Here is a 25115-nt window from a genome sequence, read left to right on the forward strand (position 1 = left end):
CAAGTAGCACTGTCCCCACGCAGCGCATGAGTTTGGCGATAAACACGAGGACCAAAAATGGCAACAGTGATTGCTTCATCACACCGGCAATGACTGTCAGTCCGTCACCTGCGATCGGAACCCACGCTAGGAGAAGAGACCATTTGCCGTATTTTCCGTACCAACCAGCAGCGCGATTGAGCTGCTTTTCGTTGAGAGGAAACCATCTCCTATTCCGGAACGTCTCTATACCCCGTCCAATGAGCCAGTTCAGCACACCGCCGGCCGTATTTCCGAGCGACGCGGTCAGGATGAGCCCAACCGTAGAAAACCTCTCAGTGAAAATGAGTCCGACGAGAGCGACCTCTGAATGAAGAGGGACAAGAGAGGCTGAGACCATCGACGTGACAAATAATCCGACATAGGTGACGATCTCAAGCATCAGGTCTCTGTATCATGACAACGGATCTTCGTATCTGCATATCACTGCGCGAGCGCATGTACGTGACTGATCGAAATGATCTACAAGAGCCCACGGATTTTCCACCTTAACGCACTGCCAACATTGAGCATGACATCGGCAGCTGCTTACTGCCAGGAGCACAAACCGTGGGCGCATCTCAAGCGACATCTTGGTAGTTGTACGAAAACCAAAAAACCGTGTCATCTTTGCGCCTAGCGTTGCTGTTCCGAACGAGTAGTCGAACCTAACGTTGACAACTCGCCCGATCTCCTTTCAATCAGGAATTGGTCACATGCGACAACCTTAGGCAGGTTTTCACTTGTGATGGAGGGTCCGCACAGATGAAATTAATAATTCAGATTCCGTGTCTTAATGAAGAACACTCGCTTCCGACAGCGCTTGCTCATTTACCGCGCGTCGTTCCGGGGTTCGATAAGGTCGAATGGTTGGTGATCAATGATGGCAGCACTGATGCTACTGTCGAAGTAGCGCGAACGAGCGGCGTTGATCACATCGTTGATTTTAAGACGAACAGGGGTTTGGCGCGTGCGTTTCGAGCTGGCATCGAGCGCGCGCTCATCGAAGGTGCCGACGTTATCGTCAACACGGACGCCGACAATCAATATAACGCCGCCGATATTCCTGAACTGGTTCGACCGATCATTGAAGGACGCGCTGACTTTGTTGTAGGCAGCCGCCCTATCGCCAGCATCGAGCACTTTTCGCCTGTCAAGAAGCTGTTGCAGCATCTCGGCAGTTGGGTGGTGCGCTTTACGTCGGGTGCTGACGTAGCGGACGCGCCGAGCGGCTTCAGAGCTTTCTCACGCGAAGCTTCGATGCGGCTGAATGTGTTCGATTCCTACACATATACCCTCGAATCCATCATCCAAGCCGGTCGCTCCGGGGCGCGAATAACCTCTGTCCCGATCCGCGTGAACGGCGAAACACGGCCATCGCGGCTCGTCCGCAGCATTCCACGCTACGTTTTGAGATCGAGCCTGTCTATTGCCCGCTCGATGTTGGTCTACCGACCGGGCCTGTCCTTCTTCCTCCTGGGTCTTCTACCTTTTATCGCCGGGACCTTTTTGAGCGTCAGGTGGCTCGCCTTCTATCTTGACGGGTCCACACGCTCCCACGTACCAAGCCTCGTATTTGCAGCAGTTGCTTTGATTGCCGCTTTCCTCTGCTGGCTTTGCGCGATCATTGGCGAGCTGAATGGGATCAATCGCAAGCTCAGCGAAGACGTTCAGTTCCAGTTGCGCTGTATCCGCTTCGGAGTAGGCTTCAGTGAACAGAGTGACAAGCATGCATCCTGAGGGTTTCGCGAAGTCGATCGGTGCTTTGGTCCTACCGGAAATTCCCAAAATCTTAACGCTGCTCGACCGAACTGCCGTTAGCCCGACCTACGGCTGTTTCGATCGGACGTACTGGCACTACCGAATGATCGATTTCCCATGCGGAATGTCGCAGGAGTTTGTACTGCCGCTTGCGCTCGTTTGGTCGATGCAGCAGCTACCGGAAAATCCCTATTACGCTAGCGCCGAAATCAGGGAATTAATCGTCGCCGGCATGCGTTTTGCGGCGCGGTCATCCCACCCGGATGGCTCTTGCGACGACTACTACCCTTTTGAGCGTGCCGCCGGTGCAGCGGCATTTTCTCTGTTCGCCATTCTTCGCAGTGCCGAGATCCTTGAGCTCCCACCTGAGCCTGAGCTCGACAATTTCATGATGCGTCGGGCCCGCTGGCTGGCCGAGCATGTCGAAAGCGGTAGGCTGTCCAATCATGAAGCCCTGATCGTCGCCTGCCTGGAGAGTGCCGAACGGCGGTTTCCCGGACAAGGCTTTGACGCGTTCATGCACCAGCGCCTGAAGCGTCTTCTTTCTTGGCAAGATACCGAGGGCTGGTTCGACGAGTATGGCGGCGCCGACCTCGGCTACCTTTCGCTAACGATCGGCCTGCTTGCCGACCTTGATCGCCGACGCCCGGATCTGGCGTTGCGTCAGCCGCTTGCGGCAGCAATCAACTTCCTGGCTTACTTCGTCCACCCGGACGGTACAGTAGGCGGCGAGTACTCCAGCCGCTCGACCCTGAATTTCTTTCCGTTCGGATTTGAAATTGCTGCACCCTGGAGCCCGACGGCGCAGGCTATCAGCCAGCAGGTGAAGCGCCCATTGGTAGAACAAAGGACGCCCTGTTATTCTGACGACAGGATCATCGGACATCACTTGTGGGCTTGGCTTCTGACACTCCAAAACAACTGTTTGGACCCATGTGATGCTGCACCATTGCCATCCGGGGAAAAGTGGTTTCCGGCTTGTCAGTTGTTCGTCGATCGTCAGGGCGAGAACATGATGGTTGCAGCCCTCGGGCGTGGCGGGGTCTACAAGTATTTCTCAGGCGGTCAGCTTGCCGTCAGCGATACCGGTGTTACCCTGCGCCGCAAGTCCGATGGCAAAACGGCGGTGACACATTTGGGCGGAGCTGCGGCCGTTGTTGCCGAAGGGTCGGTGGTTACAAGCGGACCGATGACGTTTGCTAAGAGCGCACTACTGACCCCTTTCAAAAACGTTATCCTTCGGCTTCTTATGATAAGCCTTGGACGTTTCTTTCCTGATCTCGTGCGTCGGTCGCTGCAGAAGCTCTTGGTCACGGGCAAGAATGAAGCGCCCTATCGCTTCGAGAGGCGCTTCGAAAGATCAAAGAGCGGTTGGACAGTCCACGACACAATCGCAAGCGACGCGGGATGGAGCGACGTGGACCTCGTCGGAATCTCTGGTCACCAGACGTCGATCACTACCATCATGGCGCGAGTCTATCAGAAGGATCAGCTTGTACCATTCATTTCACTGAACGACGCGCTCGCAGGTCTTGGACCCAATAATCCACTAACATTCGAGCGCCGTATGGATGCGAAATGAAAAAGTTGGTGGGACTGATCGTCAGCGCTGGCATTCTTGCGCTGCTTTACACTTTTATCGATATCCGCAGTATATGGGCGGCCGCACAGCAAACCCGCCCTGCTTGGCTAATCGCTGGTCTGGCTTTTACTGGACTGCTGACACTTCTCACTTCTTGGCGCTTTACGATCATCGTCAGCGGAACACACCTGGGCTTTTTGGAAGCGAACAGGCTGATTCTTGCGGCCAGCACTCTCAATATGATTTTGCCTTCGAAGCTCGGCGATCTTGCAAAAGCGCACGTCTTGTCACGCCGTCATGGCATGAAAGCGAGCCTTTCGCTTGCGATTGTCGTTCTCGAGAAGGCCGTCGACATGATGTCTCTACTGTTTTGGGGCATCTTCGGCATCATCTTCGTAGGAGCAACGCAGCCGGCGATGCTCTGGCTGTTGTTGCCAGTTTCGAGCGCCGCACTAGCGATCGCCGTGTTGATCGCACCTTGGCCCGTTTTGCCGTTTGTGTTGCGCTCACTCGGTGGCGTTCTACCTACAAGGTTCACACTTGCCTTGGAGGCTTTTGCGGCGAGTTGGCACGAAATGTTGCACTGGTTCTGGCTCGGTAAGGTCAGAGCGTCTCGTGTGTTGTTGCTTTCTCTTGTCATCTGGGGCGCCCATCTTTTTCAATTCTGGCTATTTTGCCAAGCAGTGGATGCACACGTTCCTCTGCTCGCAAATGCCGCATTCGCCACACTGTCTATTTTGGTTGGGCTGCTACCGTTAACCTTCGCTGGCGTGGGCACGCGAGATACAGCAATCGTATTCTTCTATGCGCCTTACCTCGTACCGCAGCAGGCTGCCCTCCTCGGTGTTCTTGCAACGCTGCGCTATGTCATCCCAGCAATCGCTGGTGCCCCGTTCATTGCTGATTTTGCAGGATTGACGGATCGCAATATGAAAGCCGCCCCTGTCAGGGAAGATCGGTGATGGATGACGAAGCGCGCCAAACGACTGGGACTGGCGTTTGGTCAGCGATCGCAGTCTTTGTTCGCGACCGGGTATCGGGGTCAAGCAATGAGCGCTTGTGGCGTACACTTGCAATCAGTCTCGGACTTATCTCCGCCTGTTCGTTCGCAATAAAGGTCTACTCCTTTCCGACCGATGCGATCAGTGATGACGCAAGGATGTTTCTCTCGTGGATGGGACAGTGGGAGAACGACGGACTACTGCGAGGCGATTTCGTTGCTGATTACTGGAGGGCTGTCAGCCCTTGGGCTTATTCTGCGCTGTTTCGAGCCGCGTGGGCTTTCGGGATCTCGCCAGTCACCTTCGCCAAGGTATTTCCCACGCTGATTTTCGTCCCTGTTGCCTTCTACACATTCCGCTTTATCCGGGCTGTTGGTGGTCAACCCATTGTTGGGTTTCTGGTGACGGCGGCCGTCCTCCACTATCTGGCGCGAGCCAACCTTATCGTCACCAGCACGCCGCGCGCCCTGTGGCCTGTGTTACTTCTGATGATGCTTGATGGTCTGGCTCGCAAGCGGATCTGGCAAACGGCGATCGCCCAGCTTCTCCTAACTGGAGCATACCCGCAGATGGCGATCACCACTGCGACACTGGTCGGCCTAACGCTTCTTTCATTTGCGCCTCTTCCTCGACTGAAGCTCGATCGGCTCACGTTACTGCTTGTCGCATCGAGCGCGCTGGCAACAATCTGCGGAATAGCTCCATTCCTGCTGAGCAGCGGTTCCTACTCGCCTAGCTTTACGCTGGCGGAAGCGATGCAGATCCCGACCTTTGGCCCTAGTGGCAGGGGTGCGATCTTTCCGGCAGAAATGGACTACAACCTTCTCTGCGGATCAAGGCTAAGCTTCATTGTCGACTGCGAGGGTGGTGCAATCCTTAAACCGAGCCTCAAAATACTGGCAGCGTTCGGCGGATCGATGATCCTGTTTTACAGAACGTTGCGGCCATCCGGGGAGCGACGGCTTTCGTCGCAACTTCCTCTTCTACTGGCACTGGCTTCGCTCGTTTGGTTTTTCATAGCCGGCATCGTGCTGTTTCGCCTTCACCTACCCAACCGCTACACCGCCGCAACGGAACTGCTGATTTACATAACCGCTCTACCACTTTTGCTTGAATGGCTGTTCCGCATGCCGTTCTTCCAAATCGAAAAGCAACGCAAGAGTAGGCAGACTATTCTATCCGGATCCGCGATGGCGTTGCTCGTCGTATGCGCAGTAGGCGCGGCCGATGTAAGAGTAGGTCTGAAGAAACCCAATCAGGAGTTTATCGCCGCTCTTCGCGCTCTGCCGGACGAGGCTGTAATCGGTGGGTTCGTGGAGGAGCTTGATTTTTCGCCCGTACTGACGAACCGCTCCACGCTTTTCAGCCGAGAGCTATCGATAGCGTACCAAAAAGGGTACTTCCTACCGATACTAGCAAGGATGGAAGCGGTTAAAGACATTGTCCTTGCGACGGAACATGCCGTGTTAGTCGATCGGATTATCCAGCTTCAGATGACACACATGGTTGTTCGTCAGGCGGACATGGCCACGGTTCGTATCCCAGAAGGATTTCGCGGCTTCTTTGCAGAAGATCAACTTATAAAGCAAGAGGAGACAGCGAAGGCTGGTGGTGCGATCCTACCTAGACTGGTGGCAAACTGTACCGCTGGTATCTATGGCGGAATTGCCCTGGTTCCTACCGCATGCCTGCTCTCTAATAAAAAAGTTGAGTAGGCTGGTCGTTGAGTAACCGCACGGGCGGAAGCGTCGCAGCACGACACTCGACCAGCTTGGCCCTCTGATCGAGTGAGCCGTCAGCGGCCGCCGCAGCGATTCCAGCCGCGCGCCCAATCGCCGCAACTCTCGCAGCCCCTTTCCGTGACGATGACCGTGTCCTCCAGCTTGATGAAGCCCAAGCGCGGATGCTGCCAGGTGGTTTCGATCGACAGAACCATGCCCTTTTCAAGTGCCTGGTCACGGTGAGGCGCGAGATAGGGGATTGGCCCATCATCGAGAAGGCGCGGTGCTTCGTGCGCGATCAACCCCATACCATGCGCCACGAAGCTTAGACGCGCTTCCCTGCGGACAGACGTCAGCCGATGTGTCGCAGCAAAAATATCTCCGCCTACCGCGCCGTTTCTAAGCGGTACGCGGGCAGCATGCTGAATTTCATCGACGACGGCAAGCGCGTCCTCTAGCTCGGCCGAAGGATCGCCGAGAAATCCCATGCGACAGAGATCACCGATATAACCATGATAATTGCCGCCGGAGTCGAGCGAGACGATGTCCCCTTCCTTCAGTCGCTGATCTGATGGGGCGCGGTTTAGGCTGGCACCGGCAGTGATCAGGCAGTATTCGAACAGCAAGCCCCGCTGACCTTCCTCTTGACGCAAGATTTCGACGATCTCGTGCTTCGTCTGGCCTGGCTGCATGCGGGAAAATGTTGCCAACATGGCGCCGACCACGCCTTCCGAAGCAAAGCGCAGGTCGCCAAGCTCGTGATCCGTCTTGACCGCACGCATCGCCTCTAGGACTTCTACACAGTCTGAGATGGTCGTATCCGGGAGGCCAGCCCGCAGGATTTCAAAGGCATCGGCCGGAAGGAAGCCTAGTTCGGCTCCGACGGCCGACACTGGAACACCCGATGCCGCGATCTGCTCGAGCGCGTGCTCCATCGCATCGACCGACCCCCGCGCCCTCAGGTCCAGCACCGTTGGCCACAGCTTCCCCAGATCGCGCTCGAAACCTTCATTCGGGTTGCCGATATAAGCAGTCAGGTCCGGGCGGCTCTTCGGGTAGATCAGGACCGGCAGGTAGCGGCTCAGACCGACCGCATCCATGTAGTCGAACATGAAGAAGCGATAACCACCAAGCAGGTACTGGACGTTATGCTTCGAGGTGACGACGAGGAGATCAAGTCCTCGTTCCTCCATCAACCTGTCCAGCAGTTGCGCGTTGAAAGGTGGCGTCGCCACCTTCTTTAAGCCACTCATCAGCTCCTCCAATTCCCCGCAATGCTTCGACATGACTAGCGGCGTGCGCACGCGCGCAAGCTGCAAGCGTCAGAGCTGACGAAACGTGTCCGCCAGCCGCGCTGGGTTGGGGTTGTCGCCGGCAACAACCAGCGTACGAGCGCCAACCGTCGCCGCTGCCTCCAGCATTGGAATCCAGAGTTCGACCGTGTTGGTCCCGCCAAATCGAGCAATCGCAACGTCGAGGACCCTGGCACCGGTGGCAATACCCCATGCATCTAACACCGACCGACCTATTTAACGGTCTCGCGAAGTACTGCTGCCGTTGCCCACCCAGGCGATCATTGACATACAGTACCTCATTCGAGAAACATGCCGCATGAAAGTTGAGAGACGATCCGATGAAGGCGTTGGTGTACTTAGGCAAAGCTAGCATGGCCTATCAGGATGTGGCGGCGCCCCAAGCAGGGTTCGGTGAGGTGATCCTGAAGGTCAAAGCCTGTGGTATCTGCGGTTCCGACATGCACGGTTACCACGGATATGATGCTCGGCGCGTGCCTCCGATGATCATGGGTCATGAAATGTCCGGAATCGTCGAAACTGGTGCAATGGCCGGCCGGAGGGTTACAGTCAATCCGCTACTGACCTGTGGCACGTGCACGGAATGCCTTTCCGGCGCGCCACAGCTTTGCGAGGAGCAGCGTAATATCGGCCTGCCGCCGCACCCCGGGGCATTTTCCGACCGGGTTGTAGTGCCAGAAGCCAATCTCGTGCAGATCCCCGACCACATGGATTTTGGAACGGCGGCTTTGTCCGAACCAGTTGCGGTCTCGTATCACGCAGTGCAGATCGGCATAAAAAGCCTGCGCCGACCACTATCGGCCGCCAAGGTGGTGGTGCTCGGCGGCGGCGCGATTGGACTGGCCACTGCCCTTGTGGGGATTTCCCAAGGCGCCGAAGCTGTGATGCTGGGAGAACCCAGCGCCCGAAGACGCGAAACAGCTTCGACAGCCAGCAACGCTATTGTCGCCTATGATCCGGACGGGCCGGAGGCTCCAGCGGCGGCCTCCGTCGATCTGATCTTCGACGCAGTCGGCGCAGTGGCGACCCGTGAGGCTTCCTTCAAAATGGCGCGCCGCGGCGCAACTATTGTTCATCTTGGTTTGCTGCCCGGTGCAGAAGGCGTTGACGTGCGCCGGTTGACGCTCGGCGAGATCGCCTTCGTCGGTTCCTACTGCTATTCGATGGCCGATTTTCGCGAATCCGTCGCACTCCTTGGATCCGGCCGGCTCGGAGCGCTAAAATGGGTCGAAACACGGTCAATGACTGATGGAGCCGACGCATTCTCCGACATCGACCGGGGAGATGTTGATGCCGCGAAAATCGTGCTGATCAACTGACGTCACCTCCAGCTGTCGCTGATCCGATCCAGGCCCCCGGCTCTGTGGCTGGACGCATGCGGTCTGAGGATACAATGAGCCATGGGCGAGCACGATCATTTTGGCATCAAAGCGGCAGCCCATTTCTCATGTTTGGATACCTGGAACTCTGATCCTATCGCAAGTGGAAATCGTTTCCGCTTAACAGCCAACTTTGCGTCCTAACACCTTGAAGAGAATCGGACTCTCGGCATCCTATTTGTGTCAGCCACTCCCAACGGGATCATCAGCTTGTCATTCAATACAAGTGCGTCTATTCGCCGAACGGAAGTTCAATTTCTTCTCGGTTCTTCTTTGCGCCGTCGGTTAGGACCGTTTTGAGCCGTTCTGCATCTGCTGCCGGCAGCATCCCCGCCCCAATTCGGATAGCGTCTTGCCACGCAGGGCCGCGCTCCCATGCTTCGTTGTAGACGAGGGCCAAGTCAACCGATCGCCTTGTCTGCTGCAGCGCCTCAAAAAGCAGCGCGGCCTGGCGAATGTCCTTCTCGCGCTTAGCTGGCCCTTGCCCGTCGGTGTACCGACGGCTGGCGTCTATGAGCTTATGGACTGCATACCGAGCCGGATCAGGGACAACGACCGGGGTGCCGCTTCGGTGGAGCAGGACCGTCCTGACCGGTTCCCTGATGAGAAAATCGAGAAAGCGCAGTGGATCCGTGCTAGCACCGCCAAGAGCAGGCATCTTCGCCGGCTGATCGACGTAGTCGTCCGAGCCACGGTTCGATGTCAGGAATTCAACTCTGTAGCCGTCGGCATTCTGAAACGCTGACGAGGCCCCTGATCCCGATCTATGTGGAACGGGCCGGAAACTGGCGTCGACGTGCTGCAGCAACTCAATGATCGGAGGCAGACTATCTTCAACCTCTCGACTGATGGCATAATCCTGAGCGATGTCCGCATCGCCGGTCACTATGGCAGCAATGGGAAGGCGCACACCCAGCAGCCCTGAGTAGCATTGAAAAGCCACCGTGCCGATGAGAACGCCACGGAGTCGAAAGAGCCCCCCATTGGCAAGAGCTTCGACAATGTCGCCCGACATGGCGTCGGGGGAAATCATCCCACCTTCACGGGTCAGGGTATTTACCAATCGCCTGCGAGCGCGTAGGTCGTCCTTGTCCCGCTTATGATCAGATACGCGTTGTGCTATATCCGGATCGTCAGCAGGACCAACATAGCGACGTTTGGTACCACCGTGTCCATCCGGTATGTCGAAATACCAATACTTGCGTCCCTTAATGTTGGCGGGGGTAAATCGCCCGTCTGGAGGGAAATCAGCCGTCCAAGCGGCGTCGAGCGAGCGCTGACCTAGCTCCGCGAGAATAGTCTGGTACATGAGGTCGACAGATTTCATAAGCTCGACTCCGACGTTATACTTTTTTTCAAAAACAGTATAACGCTCGGTAGGATAGGTCGCAATACGAGACGCGCGTCTTCCGCCTTGAAAGGGATCGAATCTTCGACCCCGCTAATTTGCACAGCCCTAGTGCAAACAATTACCTTTCGCGGGCAGCAACCTACTGCCTCCAGGTGATGGAGCTCCAGAAGCGATCAATGCGGCGTGCAGAACATATGATAGACACGAAAGGCGGCACCAATAGGCAGCGGCGCGACGGGGACTTTCACCGCGTCGGCTAAGCTCCCATGGGTACACCGCTGTATTATATCGTCATGAACAACAGGACTTCCCCAATGCTGATCGAATACTCCAAATCGTCCAGAGGACATCTTCCAAGCGTATTGGGCAATTCAATTACCTGAATTCAACGATGCGGGTAGCGAGGGTTGAACAATCCTGTAAGATAGCTGCGTACTTTAGCTTTAGGTTTTCGCATCCAGTGTCCCAGAGTTCCCAACATATCCCTACCACCAGAACAGCCGCGGAAGAAATCCGTCAGCAAGCCCTTCTGAGCTACGGCATTCTCGACACAAAAGCCGAACCGGAATTCGACGACATCGTCAGATTGGCGCGCCGACTGTGCGATACGCCCGTGGCTATGGTCAGCCTAGTGGATGCGGATCGTCAGTGGTTTAAGGCGAAGGAGGGGTTCGAGCCCTGCGAGACGCCGCTTGATCAATCCGTTTGCAAGTATGCCTTGGGCCTTTCGGATCTTCTAGTTATCCCCGATCTCGAGCTCGACGCCAGGACGCGGGACAACACACTTGTGACAGAGGAACCGCACATCCGTTTCTATGCAGGCGCGCCCCTGATAACGCCCGACGGTTATGCCCTCGGCACGATCTGCGTAATAGACAAAGTGCCTCGCGCCGAAGGACTGACGCAGGATCAAGCCGACGATCTCCGCGCTCTGGCCCGCCAAGTAATGGCTCTTTTGACCATGCGCGAGGCCGTGAAAAAACGAGACGAGCTTGTCGGCGAGCTGCGAGCCTCACAGCGAATGGCAACTGACGACCAGTTGCGGCTGACTGCCATCTTTGAGCAAGCTCCGAATTTCATGGCGATGCTGCGTGGTCCGGATCACGTCTTTGAGGTAGCCAACCCAGCCTACATGAAGCTGGTTGGCAAGCGAGACCTCGTTGGTAGGTCGGTGGCGGAGGCACTGCCCGATGCAACAGCCCAGGGGTTCACAACAATCCTCGACAAAGTCTACCGAACAGGTGAGCCTTATCTTGCCGAGGAATCTCTCTACGCCGTGCAGGTTTCGCTGGATAATCCGCCCAACGACCGCTACCTCGATTTCGTCTACCAGCCTGTCACCGATGCCGACAACAATGTAGCGGGAATCTTTGTCGAGGGTGCGGACGTAACCGACCGCGTCCGCCAGGCACAGCGACTGACGGCTCTCGCTGACCTTGGCGAACATCTAAGGAGCCTAACCACCGTAGACGAGATCGTGCACGCCGCCACGGCCTGTCTTGCCGAAGGCGTGCGAGCAAGCCGCACAGGTTCGGGACCGTGGACATGGCAGATGAGACGATCACCGTGCCGATCGACTGGTGCGCGCCGGGGGTGGCCAGTGTCGCTGGTTCCCATGCATTTCGAAGCTTCGGCTCTTATGTTGATGATTTGAAGCAAGGTCGCACAGTCGCGATTAAAGACGTCGAAAACGACGCGCGCACCCAGGATGATGCAACCAAGCTGGTTTCGATCAACGTCAGAGCGATCCTCAATTTACCCGTCATGGATCAAGGACGACTTGCGCTAGTCGTCTTCGTTCATCAGGACACTGTCCACCCGTGGACGGAAAGCGAGCTCTTGTTCGTTCGCCAGATCGGGGACCGGACGCAGCTTGCACTCGAACATTTGAAGTCAGATGAACACCAAAAGGTGTTGAACCAGGAACTCGATCATCGGCTCAAGAACACGCTGGCGATGGTTCAGGCGATCGCCAAGCAGACTTTAAAGTCCGTGACTGAGCGGGATGCTGTCGATGCTTTTACCCAGCGAATAGGTGCTCTGGCGCGCGCGCATGACGTCCTGCTCAAGCAGAGCTGGTCCTCCGCACGGATGCACGACGTGGCGGCTGGCGTACTGGCGACCTTCGAACGCGCCGACCGCTTTTTTCTGGAAGGTCCGAACCTCACAATCGGGCCGAGGGCGGCGCTGTCGCTCTCCCTCCTTCTCCACGAACTGGCCACCAACGCCATCAAGTACGGGTCCATACCTAGCCAGGACGGTCTGGTGACTGTCGAATGGTCGGTCATCAAGCAGGATAACGAGTACGATCCGCAGGTCGTCCTAAAGTGGCTGGAGAGCGGCGGCCCGCCTGCTGCCGAACCAGTAAAACGCGGCTTCGGCTCAAGATTGATTAAGATGGGATTGATCGGAACTGGCGGGGTCGACCTGCGTTATGCATCAATTGGCTTCTCCGCCTCAATGAAAGCGCCTCTGTCTCACATGCAGCAGTCGTGAGACAAAGGACATAATCTTGACTTATCCTGACAACGTTTGTCGACCGATCGTACTGGTCGTTGAGGACGAACCGATACTGCGTATAGCGGCAGTCGATCTTGTCGAAGACGCAGGCTTCACGGCCATCGAAGCAACCGATGCTACCGATGCCATCCGCATTTTGGAAATGCGACCTGACATTCGGATTGTATTTTCAGACATAGACATGCCCCGTGGGACCGATGGAATGAAGCTCGCCGCCGCCATCCGAGAGCGTTGGCCGCCAATCCACATCATCCTGACATCCGGCCACCTCCACGCAAGTGACGTCGAGCTCCCAGTCGATTCTGTCTTCTTTGCGAAGCCATACGATGAGCGGCGTGTCGTGGAGCAGTTGCATAAAATGTCGGCGGAGGAACGACGTGCATAATGCAACGCTGACTTATTGAACTTGTGACCGCAGACAATATTGCAAATTATCCAACCAATTTCCCGCGACCTTAAGCACTGAGACCTTACGGGAGTTTACGGAATAACTGCACGCTGAGTTTGCACCTCAACCCCAGACTACTGGCTTATCGGCTGCACGCCGGAATTGTGTTAGTCCGTGATCAGAAAGTCATTTTCAATACTTCCCGGTGATCACCGTGTCCTGAAGATCAGTTTGAATAGCCCCGAGATTCTTAGACCCCTTCTTTCCTAATTTTAGGCAAGAAGATCACCATGAGCAAATCGAATTTCAGCGAAGGTTTAAGCGCGACGCGGTGCGTCAGATCACGGAACGGGGCTACTCCGGTTGCGGAGGTTTCGCAGCGGCTCGGTGTAAGCCCGCACTCGCTTTATGAGCGGAAGAAGAAGTTCTCCTTGGCGTCTGGGAACCAGGGTAACGACCAGTCCGAAGAGATCAGGCAGCTTAAAAAGGAACTGGCGCGGGTCACGGAGGAGCGCGACATATTAAAAAACGGTCACGGGCCTTGGTCCGCCTGTGTGCGGTAAAAACAGGTTGTGCTACGCTGACCGCCGGAGGGGAGTTGCCGACCGCTTTTTGGAGGCGTTTACCCCGTTAAAAAACGTGGCACATGGGCTTTGCGTACTTGAGAGTGGTGACGCCAGTTCGGTGGTGATCCCGGTTAGGAAAATGACGAACTTGCACGGCCCAGCCCCTCCTTGATTCAGAGGAGGAGACGTCATGCCCAAGACAGTACCATCCAACGCGCAGGATCTAAAGCGCATGAACCCGAGAGCCGCCGCCATCGATATTGGCGCGACTATGCATATGGCCGCCGTCAACCCTGACGCTGATGACGTGCCAATTCGCGCCTTCGGGACTTTTACCCACGATCTGCACGATCTCGCTCACTGGTTCAAATCCTGCGGGGTCACCAGCGTCGCCATGGAGTCGACGGGTGTCTACTGGATACCGGCTTACGAGATTTTGGAGCAGCACGGCTTCGAGGTCATTCTGGTGAATGCTCGCTACGCCAAGAATGTCCCGGGCCGCAAGACCGACGTAAGCGATGCAGCATGGCTGCGCCAACTGCACTCCTATGGCCTGCTTCGAGGAAGCTATCGGCCGAATGCGCAAATTGCCACCCTGCGTGCATATTTGCGGCAACGAGAACGGTTGGTCGAATACGCGGCCGCTCATACCCAGCATATGCAAAAGGCGTTGATGGAGATGAATCTTCAGCTCCACCATGTCGTGTCAGATATCACTGGCGTGACAGGCATGAGGATCATACGGGCAATCGTTGCTGGCGAGCGAGACCCGGAGGTGCTGGCAACCTTGCGCGACATCCGGTGTCACTCCTCGGTCGAAACGATACGGGCATCCCTGGTTGGGAATGATCGGGATGAACACATCTTTGCGCTTTCCCAGTCGTTGGACCTGTACGACTTTTATCAGCAAAAGATGCTCGAATGCGATCGCAAGCTTGAGCAGGCGATCGCCACAATGGCGCATAATGTCGAGAAGCCACAATCGCCGTTGCCTAAGATCAGAACGAAGACGAAGCAGCCGAACACGCCATCCTTTGATGTCCGGGCCGCATTATACGGCCTCGTGGGAACAGACTTGACGCAAATCCATGGTCTCGGTTCATCACTTGCCCTGACGTTGATTGGCGAGTGCGGCACAGATTTGCGGGCATGGCCAACCGCGAAACACTTTACATCGTGGCTCTGCCTGGCTCCCGGCAACAAGATATCTGGCGGCAGACTTCTCTCGTCGAGAACGCGCCGATCATCGAGCCGGGCGGCGGCATTGCTGCGGTTGGCAGCCACCAGGATTGGCCGAAGTGACACAGCGCTGGGTGCCTTTTACCGACGTTTGGCAGGGCGTATCGGCAAGCAGAAAGCCGTGACGGCGACTGCACGCAAGATCGCTGTGCTCTTCTTCAACGCCCTTCGCTTCGGCATGGCTTATCGTGATCCTGGTGCAGAGGCATATGACGAGCGACATCGCGGCCGGGTTCTGGCAAACCTACAGCGCCGTGCTCGAGCTTTGGGATATCAGCTTGATCCCATCCCGATGCAGAGAGTGTTTCTTAGGAAAGCGACCGCGTATTTCGCCAGGGATGCACCCCTCTCGACGATGTAAACATCGTCTGCCGGGCAATGAGTGAAGTACGCGTTCGTTGCCCAGCATCAACAGCGGTTCTCGGTGCGAATGTTGTGTCGCCTGTTCCGCATCCATCCCAGCGGGTTTTATGCCTGGCTTCGGATGCCATTGAGCAAGCGTGCCTGTGAGGACAAGCGGCAGATTGATCTGCTCCAGACGGCTTGGGAAGAGAGCGGCAGGGTCTACGGGTATCGCAAGCTTCATGACGACCTGCTCGATCACGGCGAGACATGCTGCCCCAACCGGGTTGCGCGTCTGACGCGGATTGCCGGGATAAAGGCTCAGATCGGCTACAAGCGCCGTCCCGGAGTTTATGGCGGCAGGCCTTCCATTGTCATCGACAACACTCTGGACCGTCAATTCGGCGTTGCTGCTCCGGACAAGGCGTGGGTCACGGACATCACCTACATCCGGACCAACGAAGGCTTCGCCTATCTCGCGGTGGTGATCGATCTCTATTCCCGCCGTGTTATCGGCTGGTCGATGCAGAGCCGTCAGACAACGGATGTCGTGCTGCAGGCGTTGCTGATGGCTGTATGGAGGCGAAAGCCAAAGGAAAAGGTTCTGGTGCATTCGGATCAGGGATCGCAATTCGCCAGTATAGACTGGGCAGCGTTCCTGAAGCACCACAATCTGGTTCATTCGATGAGCCGACGGGGCAACTGCCATGACAATGCCGTCGCTGAGAGCTTCTTCAATCTGTTGAAGCGAGAGCGGATACGCCGAAAGGTCTATCGCTCAAGAGACGAAGCCAGGCAGGACGTGTTCGACTACATTGAGATGTTCTACAACCCGAAGCGCAAACATGTCAGAAACGGGATGCTGTCGCCCGTAGAGTTCGAAAAGCGGCAGAAAACTTAACCCGAGGGTGTCTAGGAAACTCGGGGCTATTCAGCCCGCTGCACCACCACAGTTTTTGATAGGCGTTCAAAGAAACCCCTGACTTCACCATTTCGAGGGGCTCACTTCAGCTGGCTGGCGGCCACTACGGCCAGGTCCATAAGCATCTTACGCTCAGCGTCAGACGTAGAGCCCCGAGGGTTCAGGTCAGCCACACAAACTGCCCCAACTGTTTGCCCTGTCTGTCGATCGACAAGTGGCGCTCCGGCATAGAAGCGAAGTCCGTTCGGAGCCTGAACGAGCGGGTTGTCGTGAAAACGCAAGTCGTCAAACGTATCGTTCACGACCATGGTTTCCTTGCCGCCAATCGTGTGGGAGCAGAAGCTGATGTCTCGCGATACTTTCTCGATGTCGATCCCGTGGCGACCGACAAGCGTCAGTTCGTTCTCACCGACAAGAGATATGAACCCGATGGACGTTCCCATCAGTTGGGCTGCGCCGCGGGCGATAAGATCAAGATCGGCGCCCGTCTTACCTGTGGCTTTGTGAAGAACCGTCTCGACTGCCGCGAGCCTTTCTTCTTCATCAGCGTTTAATGGCGGTTTCGCCAGCATCTGCGCTGAAGTCGAAGACAAGACTTGGTTGCGGCCCATCCGCTTGGCCTCGTAGAGTAGACGGTCTGCCTCGCGCACCAGCCGGGCCCCCTCTCCAATCACAGGGGCCGCTACGCTGGCGCAGCCAATGCTGATCGTGACGCGCCCGCTGTCGCTCTCCGGATGAGAAATGCCCAGCGCAGCGACAGCGGCCCTGATGCGCTCGCCAATCTGTTGCGCCGCCACCCCATCTGTTTCTGGCAGTATGACCGCGATCTCCTCGCCTCCATAGCGTGCGCAAAGGTCTTCTGCGCGAGCGCTGGCATCAATCGTTTGCGCAACGCGCCGCAGACATTCATCGCCCGCCTGATGGCCATAGCTATCGTTGAAGAGCTTGAAACGATCCACATCGATCAACAGAAGCGAGAGCGGCGCATTTGCGCGCGCAGCCTTCGCGCACTCCGCTGCCAGCCCCTCATCAAAGCGGCGGCGATTGAGAAGACCGGTTAGTCCATCCGTGTCGGCGCGGCGCGCAAGTTCGGCGTGAGCAACTTCAAGGCTTGCTTCGGCAGCCTTGCGGAGAGAAATGTCGCGAAGGACGACAATAAAGCCGTCGTCTTCGGCGACATATCGGTAACGGCCTTCGACCCAAACATAGTCGCCCTGCTTATGCTTCAGCCTGTAGACAGCTTCCACCGGCGCATTGGAAGTGCGCGCTTCGTCGGCCACTTGTTGAACGCGCGGCCAATCGTCAGGATGAATAATTCCGCGCGCTGGAAGATCAACGAGTTCTGAGGGTTCGGTTCCGAGCATATCTCGCGACGCAGGTGAGACATAACGCCGTATCAAATCTCGATCTAGACGGATTATAACATCGGTGGCGTGGTCGGCCAGCAGACGGTATTGGGCCTCGCTTTCTCGTGTTCTGCTCTCAGCTCGCGCACGGCGGAAAAATTCGCGACGCACAGTCAACGCTAGAGCTGCTGCTAGCGCGCAAAGCATAGCCAATATGGTGCCGATGGTGATGGCTTGGGTCCGCCATCCGGAAAAGATCTGGTCATGGGACAAGGCGACATTTAGGATCAGTGGTAGCGAGCCGACATGCTTGAAGTTGTAAAGGCGGGTCACACCATCGATTGCGGCCTCTCCCGAAAACACGCCTGAAGCAGAAGATTGGAACCGGCGGACATTGTCTGAATTGGACAAATCTCGGCCGATCTGCTCCGGTGAATATGGGCTGCGCATCAGTAGAATGCCGTCCCGCGAAAACAGGTTGATCGCATCACTCGAATTGAGATGGGTGCTTTCGAATAGATCTCGGAAATAGGTGAGCTTCAAAGTGCCGACAATGACACCGGCAAAGCGGCCATCTGCCGTGTTGATGCGACGGCTCATCGCTACAACCTGATCGTCTCCCGTCAGACGCCGCTGGAAGGGCGCGCTTATATAAAGGCCGGTTACCTTTCTCTTCGCATGAACCTGAAAATAGGGGCGGTCAGAAAAATTATCCGTGCGCGGTGGAAAGGAACCCGCGTCACGAACTACGTTGCCGGCACCGTCGAGAACCAGCAGGCTAGTGAAATACGGCTGTTTCAGAACCCGATCAAAAAGCAGCGACTGCTGGAGTTGAGGCGATAGGTTTCCGAAGTCCGGCTGTTCGATCTTCGAAACAGTACTTTGCAGAACCGCGTCATAAGCATCGATGCGGCTTTCGATATCTAGAGACAGGACGGTCAACAGGTTCTGCCCGCCGGTACTCGCAATCGTCCAACTATCCCGGCGAAGCTCCACCAGCATTACTGCTGATGCGCCGCAAAACCCGAGCATCAGCAACCCAATGAAGATCCAATATTGAGTCTGCTTCCTTGGAAACATGCTCTAACCATCCCGCTTCGCGTCAACCGCTGTAGATTTAAAATGAACACCATACAGGTGTCGAAATGGGCTTATGCTCCAGCGTTACCCTAAATGTATGAAAGATAGGTCAAGGCGCCGCTTCCATGGATATCCAGCGTTAGTCCCTTGCCCGGAGGTGCAAGTTTGATCCGGTCCTTCGACAGTTCCGAGGTTGAAGCAATGTGGTAAATTTTCGCATTCACACCATCGTTGCTAAGACAACTCGACCCATTATTATTCATGAAAACGGCGATGCCGCCTTGGGTAGCTCTAGGACAAAAGTACTACCACGGCCTGGTCCATCGCTTCTTACCGTAACGCTTCCTTTGTGGAGCTCTATGAGCTGCTTCACAAGCGCAAGACCGATACCGAGCCCACCATGTGAAAGTTCCCGGTGACTATCAACCTGAACGAACATCGCAAAGATGGCCTCTGAAGCTTCCTGCGTCAGTCCAAGCCCATTGTCGAGAACCGTCACCTGGAAGGAAACGTCTTCGTTCAGGAGCTCGACTCGAATCTGCCCGCCCTCGTGCGTATATTTGGCCGAATTATTGAGCAAATTTGCAATGCATTGCGTGATACGGACCTGGTCGCCGAAGATGGTGCAGGGGGGCCTTGGAAGTTCAACGACTAGATTATGGCTCTTTGCCGCGATTGCGGGGCGGGTCATGTCGATAGCGGACTGAACAGCGTCCCTTAGGTCGAACATGTTCTGGCGGAGGGAAATTTTCCCTTGGGTAATGCGCGATACATCAAGGAGGTCATCGACAAGATGGCTGAGATGAGAGATCTGGTCTTGCATCAGCTTCCCAATCTCAGCGGCCTGCTCCTCAGTCTTGCCTTTCCTGAGAAGTGAAATTCCACCCTGCAGCGCGGCTAGGGGGTTGCGTAGTTCATGAGCGAGTACGGCCAGGAACTGATCCTTGCGCTTGTCGGCAAGCTGTAGAGCCTGAGCCTGAGATTGCAGCAGGTCCCGTTGCTCGGCGAGTGTCTGGCGCTGACGGTAGACTTCAAGAAAGACATCTGCCTTGCTGCGTAGGATATGGGCTTCGATCGGCTTCTGGATGAAGTCGACAGCGCCCACTTCGTAGCCCTGAAAGCGCCGCTCGGAGCTGTGCGCTCCGGCTGTAACGAAGATGATTGGTATGCGTTTGGTCCGCTCGTTGCCACGCATCAGTTCGGCAAGCTCGAAACCATTCAGGCCCGGCATCTGAACGTCGATAAGCGCCAGTGCAAAATCATGATGCAGCAGGAGTTCAAGTGCCTCGTCGCCCGACCTCGCCTTGACGAGTTCGAGATCAGGACGCCGGAGGAGCGCCTCAAGAGACAGGAGGTTCTCGGGAAGGTCGTCAACGAGCAGGAATTTAACCGGCGTGTTCATTAGGCGATACCTAGAAGAAATGACGAAATATCCTGAAGAGAGAGGACGCGGGCCTGAGGGCACGCCGATATAGCGGCCTCCGGCATGGCGCGTGCGTAAGCGCCAAGCGGTTGCTGGACGATCGTGCTACCGCCAGCCTTGGCTACTGCAGACAGGCCCTTTGCCCCATCGCTATTGGCACCCGTCAGAACAATGGCGAGTAGATCTCGCCCCCATGCGTCGGCTGCGCTTTCGAATGCTACGTCGATCGATGGACGGGAAAACATCACTTCCTCGTCGGACGACAACGCGATGGTCGCCCTGTTTTCGATCAACATGTGGTAATTTGGAGGGGCGAAGTAGATAACTCCCGGTTCGACCGGTTCCTTGTCCTCGACCTCCACCGCACGCAACCGGCACTTCGCATTGAAGATTTCGGCAAGCACGCTGCGTTTGTGAGGCGGCACGTGGACGACCACGAAAACCGGATATGGATACCCGGCCGGAAGCGAGGGAAGGATCACCGACAGCGCTTCAAGCGCGCCAGCGGAGGCACCGATAATCACAGCGCCTTGAGAAGTGTCGGTCATGCGCCGGTCCTCCTGTAGATCTTCTCCTCGCGCACGAAGTCCTGGAAGGCGTCCTCATGGCGAGAAAACCGCAAGGTTTCCTTGGAGCCCAGCCCGAGGAAACCGTTGCGTGGGAGGGCGTCCCTGAACAGCGAAACGGCGCGATCCTGGAGATCACGATCGAAATAAATCATGACATTGCGGCAGGAGACATATTGCATCTCGCCGAACACCTGGTCGGTGACGAGACTATGGTCAGAGAAAACCACGTTGCGTCTCAGGCTCTTGTCAAAGACACAGCGATTGTAACCAGATTGATAGTAGTCCGACAGGGACGTCTTCCCTCCGGCCTGCTGATGGTTCTCAGTAAACAGGCGTAGCCGATCCAGTTCGTAAACGCCGGCCTCCGCCTGCGCCAGGGCTTCCGGGTTGATGTCTGTCGCGTAAAACAGGGTTCGCTCCTCCAACCCCTCTTCGCGGAACAGGATAACGAAAGAGTACAGTTCCTCGCCGGTGCTGCATCCGGCGATCCAGATCTTCAAAGACGGGTAGGTGCGCAGATGCGGTACTACCTTTTCGCGAATTGCCCGGAAATAGCTCGGATCCCGAAACATTTCGCTGACTTGGACCGTGAGGTAGCGCAGCATTCGCGGCAACATGTCCGGATCGTGCAGAACGCGCTCCTGCATCGCGGAAATTGTTGCAAAACCCAGTTGCTCGCGCGCCTGGCGCAGCCTTCGGCGAATCGATGACATGGCGTAATTGCGGAAATCATAGTGGTAGCGGTGATAGAGCGCCTCCAGCAAAAGCCTGATCTCGATGTCTTCTATCTTCTCGTAAGTCTCCGTCATTGAGGCATCCAGACACGGACGAGTGACAGGAGTTTCTCGACGTCCAGCGGCTTGGCCATATAGTCGTTGGCGCCGGCCTCGATACACCGCTTCTGGTCGTCGGGCATAGCTTTCGCCGTCAGCGTGATCACCGGAAGCTTCTTCCAGTTCGGATTGTTGCGGATGTGGCGGGTGGCGGTCAGTCCGTCCATCACCGGCATCATCACATCCATCAAAACCATATCGATCCGGCCATCGGTGCTGGAAAGCGACCGGTCGAGCTTCTGCAACGCTTCCTCACCGTTACGGGCGATTTCGATAACGGCACCACGCGGCTCAAGAATGTTCGTCAGCGCGTAGATGTTGCGCACGTCGTCCTCAACGATCAGGATCCGGCGTCCCTCAAGCAAGGCGTCGCGATTCCTGGCCTTTCGGATCATTTTCTGCTGTTCGTCGGGAAGCTCGGACACGACTTGGTGGAGGAAAAGCGTCACCTCGTCCAAAAGCCGCTCCGGTGACTTGGCTCCCTTGATAATGATCGATTTGGAAAAGCGTCGTAGGCTCTGCTCTTCCTCTGCAGAAAGGACCCGTCCCGTGTAGACGATCACAGGCGGGAAAGAATGGGCAGTGTCCTGACTGATCGTTTCGAGAAGCGCAAATCCCGAGGCGTCCGGCAGCGACAGATCGAGCACCATGCAATCGAAGGTCTGTTCCTTCAGGAGCGCCAGGCATTCCGCCGCAGTGCCGGCACCAACGGTCTCCACATCTTGCGATCCGATGAGCTTGGAGACTGCCTCGCGCTGGATCTGGTTGTCCTCGACAATCAAAACGCGGCGCACGTTCTGCGAGATTTTTGCCTCCAGCGATTTCAAGACATCTACGAGTTCATCGCGCTGGACCGGCTTCATCGCATAGCCAATGGCGCCTAACGACAGCGCGCGTTCGGTATAATCTTCCGCAGAGATGATATGAATCGGGATATGGCGCGTCCGAACGTCACGCTTGAGGCGATCAAGGACCGAGAGCCCGGACTGGTCCGGCAGACCGACGTCTAGAACGATCGCGCTTGGCGCGTGCTGGCGGGCTAGTTCAAGTGCTTCCTGTGCCGTCCCAGCGACCAGCACCTGAAAGCTCAGCTCTCGCGCCAGATCACGCAGAATCATCGCGAAGGACTGGTCGTCCTCCACCACGAGAAGTTTGCGGGTAGGGCCACCGTTCAGATGACGATCGTCGTCGACGATGCCAGGTGAACGCGGCGAACGTTCTGTTGCGATGGGACCACTGACGAGGGCAGGTGCTGTGGGCCCCGTAATGATAGCAGGTTCGGGCGCGCGAACGGCACTGGCCGAAAAGATCCTCGGGATGATGACGGTGAACGTACTTCCCGCACCTGGACAACTTTGCAGATGCATCGTGCCGCCAAGCAGACGGACCAGTTCTCGCGAGATCGAAAGCCCGAGGCCGGTTCCGCCGAACTTGCGACTGATCGTGCTGTCTGCCTGATGGAACGCCTCGAAGATGTTGCGCTGCTGGTCCTCGGCAATGCCAATTCCGGTATCGACCACAGAGATGGCAATCTGCGCATCACCGGCAGGGCGGACCAGGAGCGATACCTGCCCCTCTGCGGTGAACTTGACGGCATTTGCCAAAAGGTTCTTCAGGACCTGCTCAAGACGTTGCGGATCCGTCTCGATCACCGACGGGACGTCCGGTGCGACTTCGATCAAGAGGTTCAGTCCCTTTTGGGCAGCGAGCGGATCGAACATTTGCCAAAGCCCATCGACAGTCCGCTTAATGGCAACTGGCTCCGGATTGACCTCCACATGGCCGGCCTCGATCTTTGAGAGATCAAGGATATCGTTGATGAGGTTCAGCAGGTCGTTCCCCGAAGACTGTATTGTCTGTGCGAACTTGACCTGCTCCGCTGTCAAATTCTCGTCGGCGTTGTCCGCCAAGAGCTTGGCAAGGATCAGCGAAGAGTTCAGCGGGGTACGCAGTTCATGTGACATGTTGGCCAGAAAATCGGACTTGTAACGGCTGGCACGCTCCACTTCTTGCGCCTGCAATCTGACGGCGTCGTTTGCTTTCTCGAGGTCTTCCTTTTGTCTCTCCAGCTCCTGCGCCTGCTCCTCGAGCTGGGAATTCGTCTGCTCCAGTTCCACCTGCTGCTGTTCCAGACGAGCCTGGGATTCCTTTAGCGCCCTACTCTGCTCTTCCAGTTCCTCGTTGGATACTCGCAGTTCTTCGCCCTGGACCTGGAGCTCTTCCGTCTGCCGCTGCGTCTCGTCAAGCAGTGTTCGCAACTGTGTGCGGAATTCGGCTGAGCGAATGGCTGCCGCGATCGTGTTGGACGACCGTTCCAGGAGGGCGAGAACGTGATCGCCAACCGGGTGAAGAAAGCCCAGTTCGAGTACCGCAGTGACCTCACCGTCCACCATCGCCGGCGCCAGTGTCAGGTAGCGCGGCTTGTGCTGGCCGAGGCTGGAGCCGAAGCTGATATAGCCGTCAGGGAGCTCCCCGACCGTGACAGGGCGATGATCTTGTAGCACATGACCGAACAGACTATCGTTTTCCTCAAAGCGCTCTGGAATGGCTGCCCCTGCAGGAACACCGTGATTCGCAGTAAGCGCGTAACGCGATCCGTCCCTCACATAGAGCGAACCTGCAACGGCCCCTAAATAGCTGGTGAGAAAGCGCAAGATGTTCTGTCCGAGCTCCTGCGTAGACTGTTCGCCCATAACGACCGATCCAAGTCCGACCTGCGCTTCCTGCTGCCATTGTTCGTTCTTACGTGCCAGGGTGGCGCGGCGCATCAGGCCACCGATGACCAGGGTTAGGACGATGCCAAGAAGTCCCGACAAAATTGTCGTGACGAAAGCAACGACGTAGGCCTGGTTCATCTCCGCGACACGCTGGCTACGCACGTCCGTCTCTGCGTTGCGGATTTGGGATACGAGTGTGCGGATCGCATCCATGTCGACCTTGCCGCGGTCGGTGTTAACGAGCGCGAGGGCCGCAGCAGGTCCGGCGGTCCGGTAGGCGCGAATCGTTTCGTCCAGTTCGTCTAACTTTGAGGAGACGGAGTTCCGGAGATCTTCTAATCGATAGCTTTGCGCGGTGTCCGTTGTGAGCAGGCTCTCGACCCGCGCAAGCCGCGACTCTATCTGCGCAACGGCACGCTGATACGGCTGCAGATACTGCTCGTGGCCCGTCAGCAGATACCCGCGCTGACCTGTCTCGGCGTCTTGGACATCTGACAGAAGAAGGTCGATCGAGACAATGACCTGGTGGGTCTTGATTACGCTTTCGTTGCTCGTCCTCAGCATTTGCGTCGTGTAGACCGCGACCGCGGCACTTAAGACGAAAAACACCACAGCAGCTAACAGACCAAAAGCAAGAAACTTTTCCAGCCCAAGACCGCCTAGCTTGTTTAGGTCAGCGCTTTTTCTATGCATCTTTTCTCACACAATTCCCGAAGCGGTAGTCGTATGCGCATGAGCCATGATGACGAGAATCTTGCAAGTCGCGAAATATTAGCATCTCTAATTTCGACGCTACAAATAATGACTTCTTACGCCAAAAATCGAACGGAGCTGACCTGTCACTCTACTTTCAAACTTGAGTATCGGTGAAGGAAACGGCTAAGATTATATCCGTACTTTCTGTCTATAGCTCGCCAACACTGACTAGTGTGCCTTTTGCGAAAATATAGTTTTTGTGGGTTACCGTCGAGCCTCACACAATACAAATTGGCTCGACGGTCACTCATTCTTATGGCTAAAATTTTTCTATATTATCATCTGTGC

Annotated in this window: 18 protein-coding genes and 2 pseudogenes; 11 read left to right on the plus strand and 9 right to left on the minus strand. The window is 56.3% G+C overall.

The genetic code is table 11. The annotated features are described in order from the left end of the window. Positions 1-421, minus strand: a 421-nt coding sequence (locus AC0JZ8_RS01765) for a YqaA family protein (RefSeq protein WP_471891502.1), incomplete at its 3' end; no start/stop codon positions are given. Positions 422-783: 362 nt separating this feature from the next. On the opposite strand from AC0JZ8_RS01765, the gene AC0JZ8_RS01770 reads away from it, so the two are divergent. The 4 genes from AC0JZ8_RS01770 to AC0JZ8_RS01785 are packed head-to-tail and all read left to right on the plus strand — an operon-like array spanning position 784 to position 6077. Continuing rightward, positions 784-1758 carry a glycosyltransferase family 2 protein gene (locus AC0JZ8_RS01770; RefSeq protein WP_471891503.1) on the plus strand — a complete coding sequence of 325 codons (975 nt, stop codon included), beginning with the start codon at positions 784-786 and terminating at the stop codon, positions 1756-1758. Further along, positions 1748-3361: a hypothetical protein gene (locus AC0JZ8_RS01775; protein WP_471891504.1), complete on the plus strand. Its 1614-nt coding sequence runs from the start codon at positions 1748-1750 to the stop codon at positions 3359-3361. The genes AC0JZ8_RS01770 and AC0JZ8_RS01775 overlap by 11 nt, the downstream gene beginning before the upstream one ends. After that, positions 3358-4323 (plus strand): lysylphosphatidylglycerol synthase transmembrane domain-containing protein, encoded by a 966-nt coding sequence (locus AC0JZ8_RS01780; protein ID WP_471891505.1) that lies wholly within the window; start codon positions 3358-3360, stop codon positions 4321-4323. The genes AC0JZ8_RS01775 and AC0JZ8_RS01780 overlap by 4 nt, the downstream gene beginning before the upstream one ends. Further along, on the plus strand, positions 4323-6077 hold the full coding sequence (locus tag AC0JZ8_RS01785; protein WP_471891506.1) for a hypothetical protein: 1755 nt from the start codon (positions 4323-4325) through the stop codon (positions 6075-6077). Before AC0JZ8_RS01780 ends, AC0JZ8_RS01785 begins: the two co-directional genes overlap by 1 nt. Before the next feature lie 80 nt (positions 6078-6157). Here AC0JZ8_RS01785 and AC0JZ8_RS01790 read toward each other — a convergent pair whose 3' ends face one another. Further along, positions 6158-7336, minus strand: a complete 1179-nt coding sequence (locus AC0JZ8_RS01790; protein ID WP_471891507.1) for a M24 family metallopeptidase — start codon at positions 7334-7336, stop codon at positions 6158-6160. Between the two features lie 69 nt (positions 7337-7405). Then, the gene (locus AC0JZ8_RS01795; RefSeq protein WP_471891508.1) at positions 7406-7600 is read right to left on the minus strand and encodes a hypothetical protein; all 195 of its coding nucleotides are present in this window, start codon (positions 7598-7600) and stop codon (positions 7406-7408) included. 116 nt (positions 7601-7716) lie between these two features. Between AC0JZ8_RS01795 and AC0JZ8_RS01800 the strand changes: the two genes are divergently transcribed. Continuing rightward, on the plus strand, positions 7717-8715 hold the full coding sequence (locus AC0JZ8_RS01800) for a zinc-dependent alcohol dehydrogenase (protein WP_471891509.1): 999 nt from the start codon (positions 7717-7719) through the stop codon (positions 8713-8715). Between the two features lie 292 nt (positions 8716-9007). Here AC0JZ8_RS01800 and AC0JZ8_RS01805 read toward each other — a convergent pair whose 3' ends face one another. Further along, positions 9008-10102, minus strand: coding sequence for a nucleotidyltransferase family protein (locus AC0JZ8_RS01805; RefSeq protein ID WP_471891510.1), 1095 nt, complete (start codon positions 10100-10102; stop codon positions 9008-9010). A gap of 484 nt (positions 10103-10586) precedes the next feature. Between AC0JZ8_RS01805 and AC0JZ8_RS01810 the strand changes: the two genes are divergently transcribed. From AC0JZ8_RS01810 to AC0JZ8_RS01835, 6 genes and pseudogenes are all read left to right on the plus strand, one after another. After that, positions 10587-11780 carry a GAF domain-containing protein gene (locus AC0JZ8_RS01810; protein ID WP_471891511.1) on the plus strand — a complete coding sequence of 398 codons (1194 nt, stop codon included), beginning with the start codon at positions 10587-10589 and terminating at the stop codon, positions 11778-11780. Continuing rightward, positions 11672-12622 (plus strand): sensor histidine kinase, encoded by a 951-nt coding sequence (locus AC0JZ8_RS01815; RefSeq protein WP_471891512.1) that lies wholly within the window; start codon positions 11672-11674, stop codon positions 12620-12622. Before AC0JZ8_RS01810 ends, AC0JZ8_RS01815 begins: the two co-directional genes overlap by 109 nt. A 16-nt stretch (positions 12623-12638) precedes the next feature. Next, complete coding sequence (locus AC0JZ8_RS01820) at positions 12639-13031, plus strand: response regulator (protein WP_471891513.1); 393 nt, start codon at positions 12639-12641, stop codon at positions 13029-13031. Between the two features lie 293 nt (positions 13032-13324). After that, a pseudogene (locus AC0JZ8_RS01825) lies at positions 13325-13561 on the plus strand (transposase); the annotation flags it as partial. A gap of 229 nt (positions 13562-13790) precedes the next feature. Beyond that, positions 13791-15200: an IS110 family RNA-guided transposase gene (locus AC0JZ8_RS01830; protein WP_471891514.1), complete on the plus strand. Its 1410-nt coding sequence runs from the start codon at positions 13791-13793 to the stop codon at positions 15198-15200. 21 nt (positions 15201-15221) lie between these two features. Further along, positions 15222-16082 (plus strand): annotated as a pseudogene (locus AC0JZ8_RS01835) (IS3 family transposase); the annotation flags it as partial. Between the two features lie 101 nt (positions 16083-16183). On the opposite strand, the gene AC0JZ8_RS01840 reads toward AC0JZ8_RS01835, so the two are convergent. From AC0JZ8_RS01840 to AC0JZ8_RS01860, 5 genes are all read right to left on the minus strand, one after another. Next, a complete protein-coding gene (locus AC0JZ8_RS01840) occupies positions 16184-18529 on the minus strand; it encodes a diguanylate cyclase (protein ID WP_471891515.1) in 2346 nt (781 codons plus the stop codon). Positions 18530-18788: 259 nt separating this feature from the next. Next, positions 18789-19931, minus strand: a complete 1143-nt coding sequence (locus AC0JZ8_RS01845) for a hybrid sensor histidine kinase/response regulator (protein ID WP_471891516.1) — start codon at positions 19929-19931, stop codon at positions 18789-18791. Continuing rightward, entirely contained in the window at positions 19931-20500 is a 570-nt protein-coding gene (locus tag AC0JZ8_RS01850) for a chemotaxis protein CheB (RefSeq protein WP_471891517.1), read from the minus strand. The genes AC0JZ8_RS01845 and AC0JZ8_RS01850 overlap by 1 nt, the downstream gene beginning before the upstream one ends. Continuing rightward, positions 20497-21330, minus strand: a complete 834-nt coding sequence (locus AC0JZ8_RS01855; protein ID WP_471891518.1) for a CheR family methyltransferase — start codon at positions 21328-21330, stop codon at positions 20497-20499. The genes AC0JZ8_RS01850 and AC0JZ8_RS01855 overlap by 4 nt, the downstream gene beginning before the upstream one ends. Next, positions 21327-24680: a response regulator gene (locus tag AC0JZ8_RS01860; RefSeq protein WP_471891519.1), complete on the minus strand. Its 3354-nt coding sequence runs from the start codon at positions 24678-24680 to the stop codon at positions 21327-21329. Before AC0JZ8_RS01860 ends, AC0JZ8_RS01855 begins: the two co-directional genes overlap by 4 nt. Positions 24681-25115: the final 435 nt, after the last annotated feature.

The sequence above is a fragment of the Velazquezella soli genome (assembly GCF_977018685.1).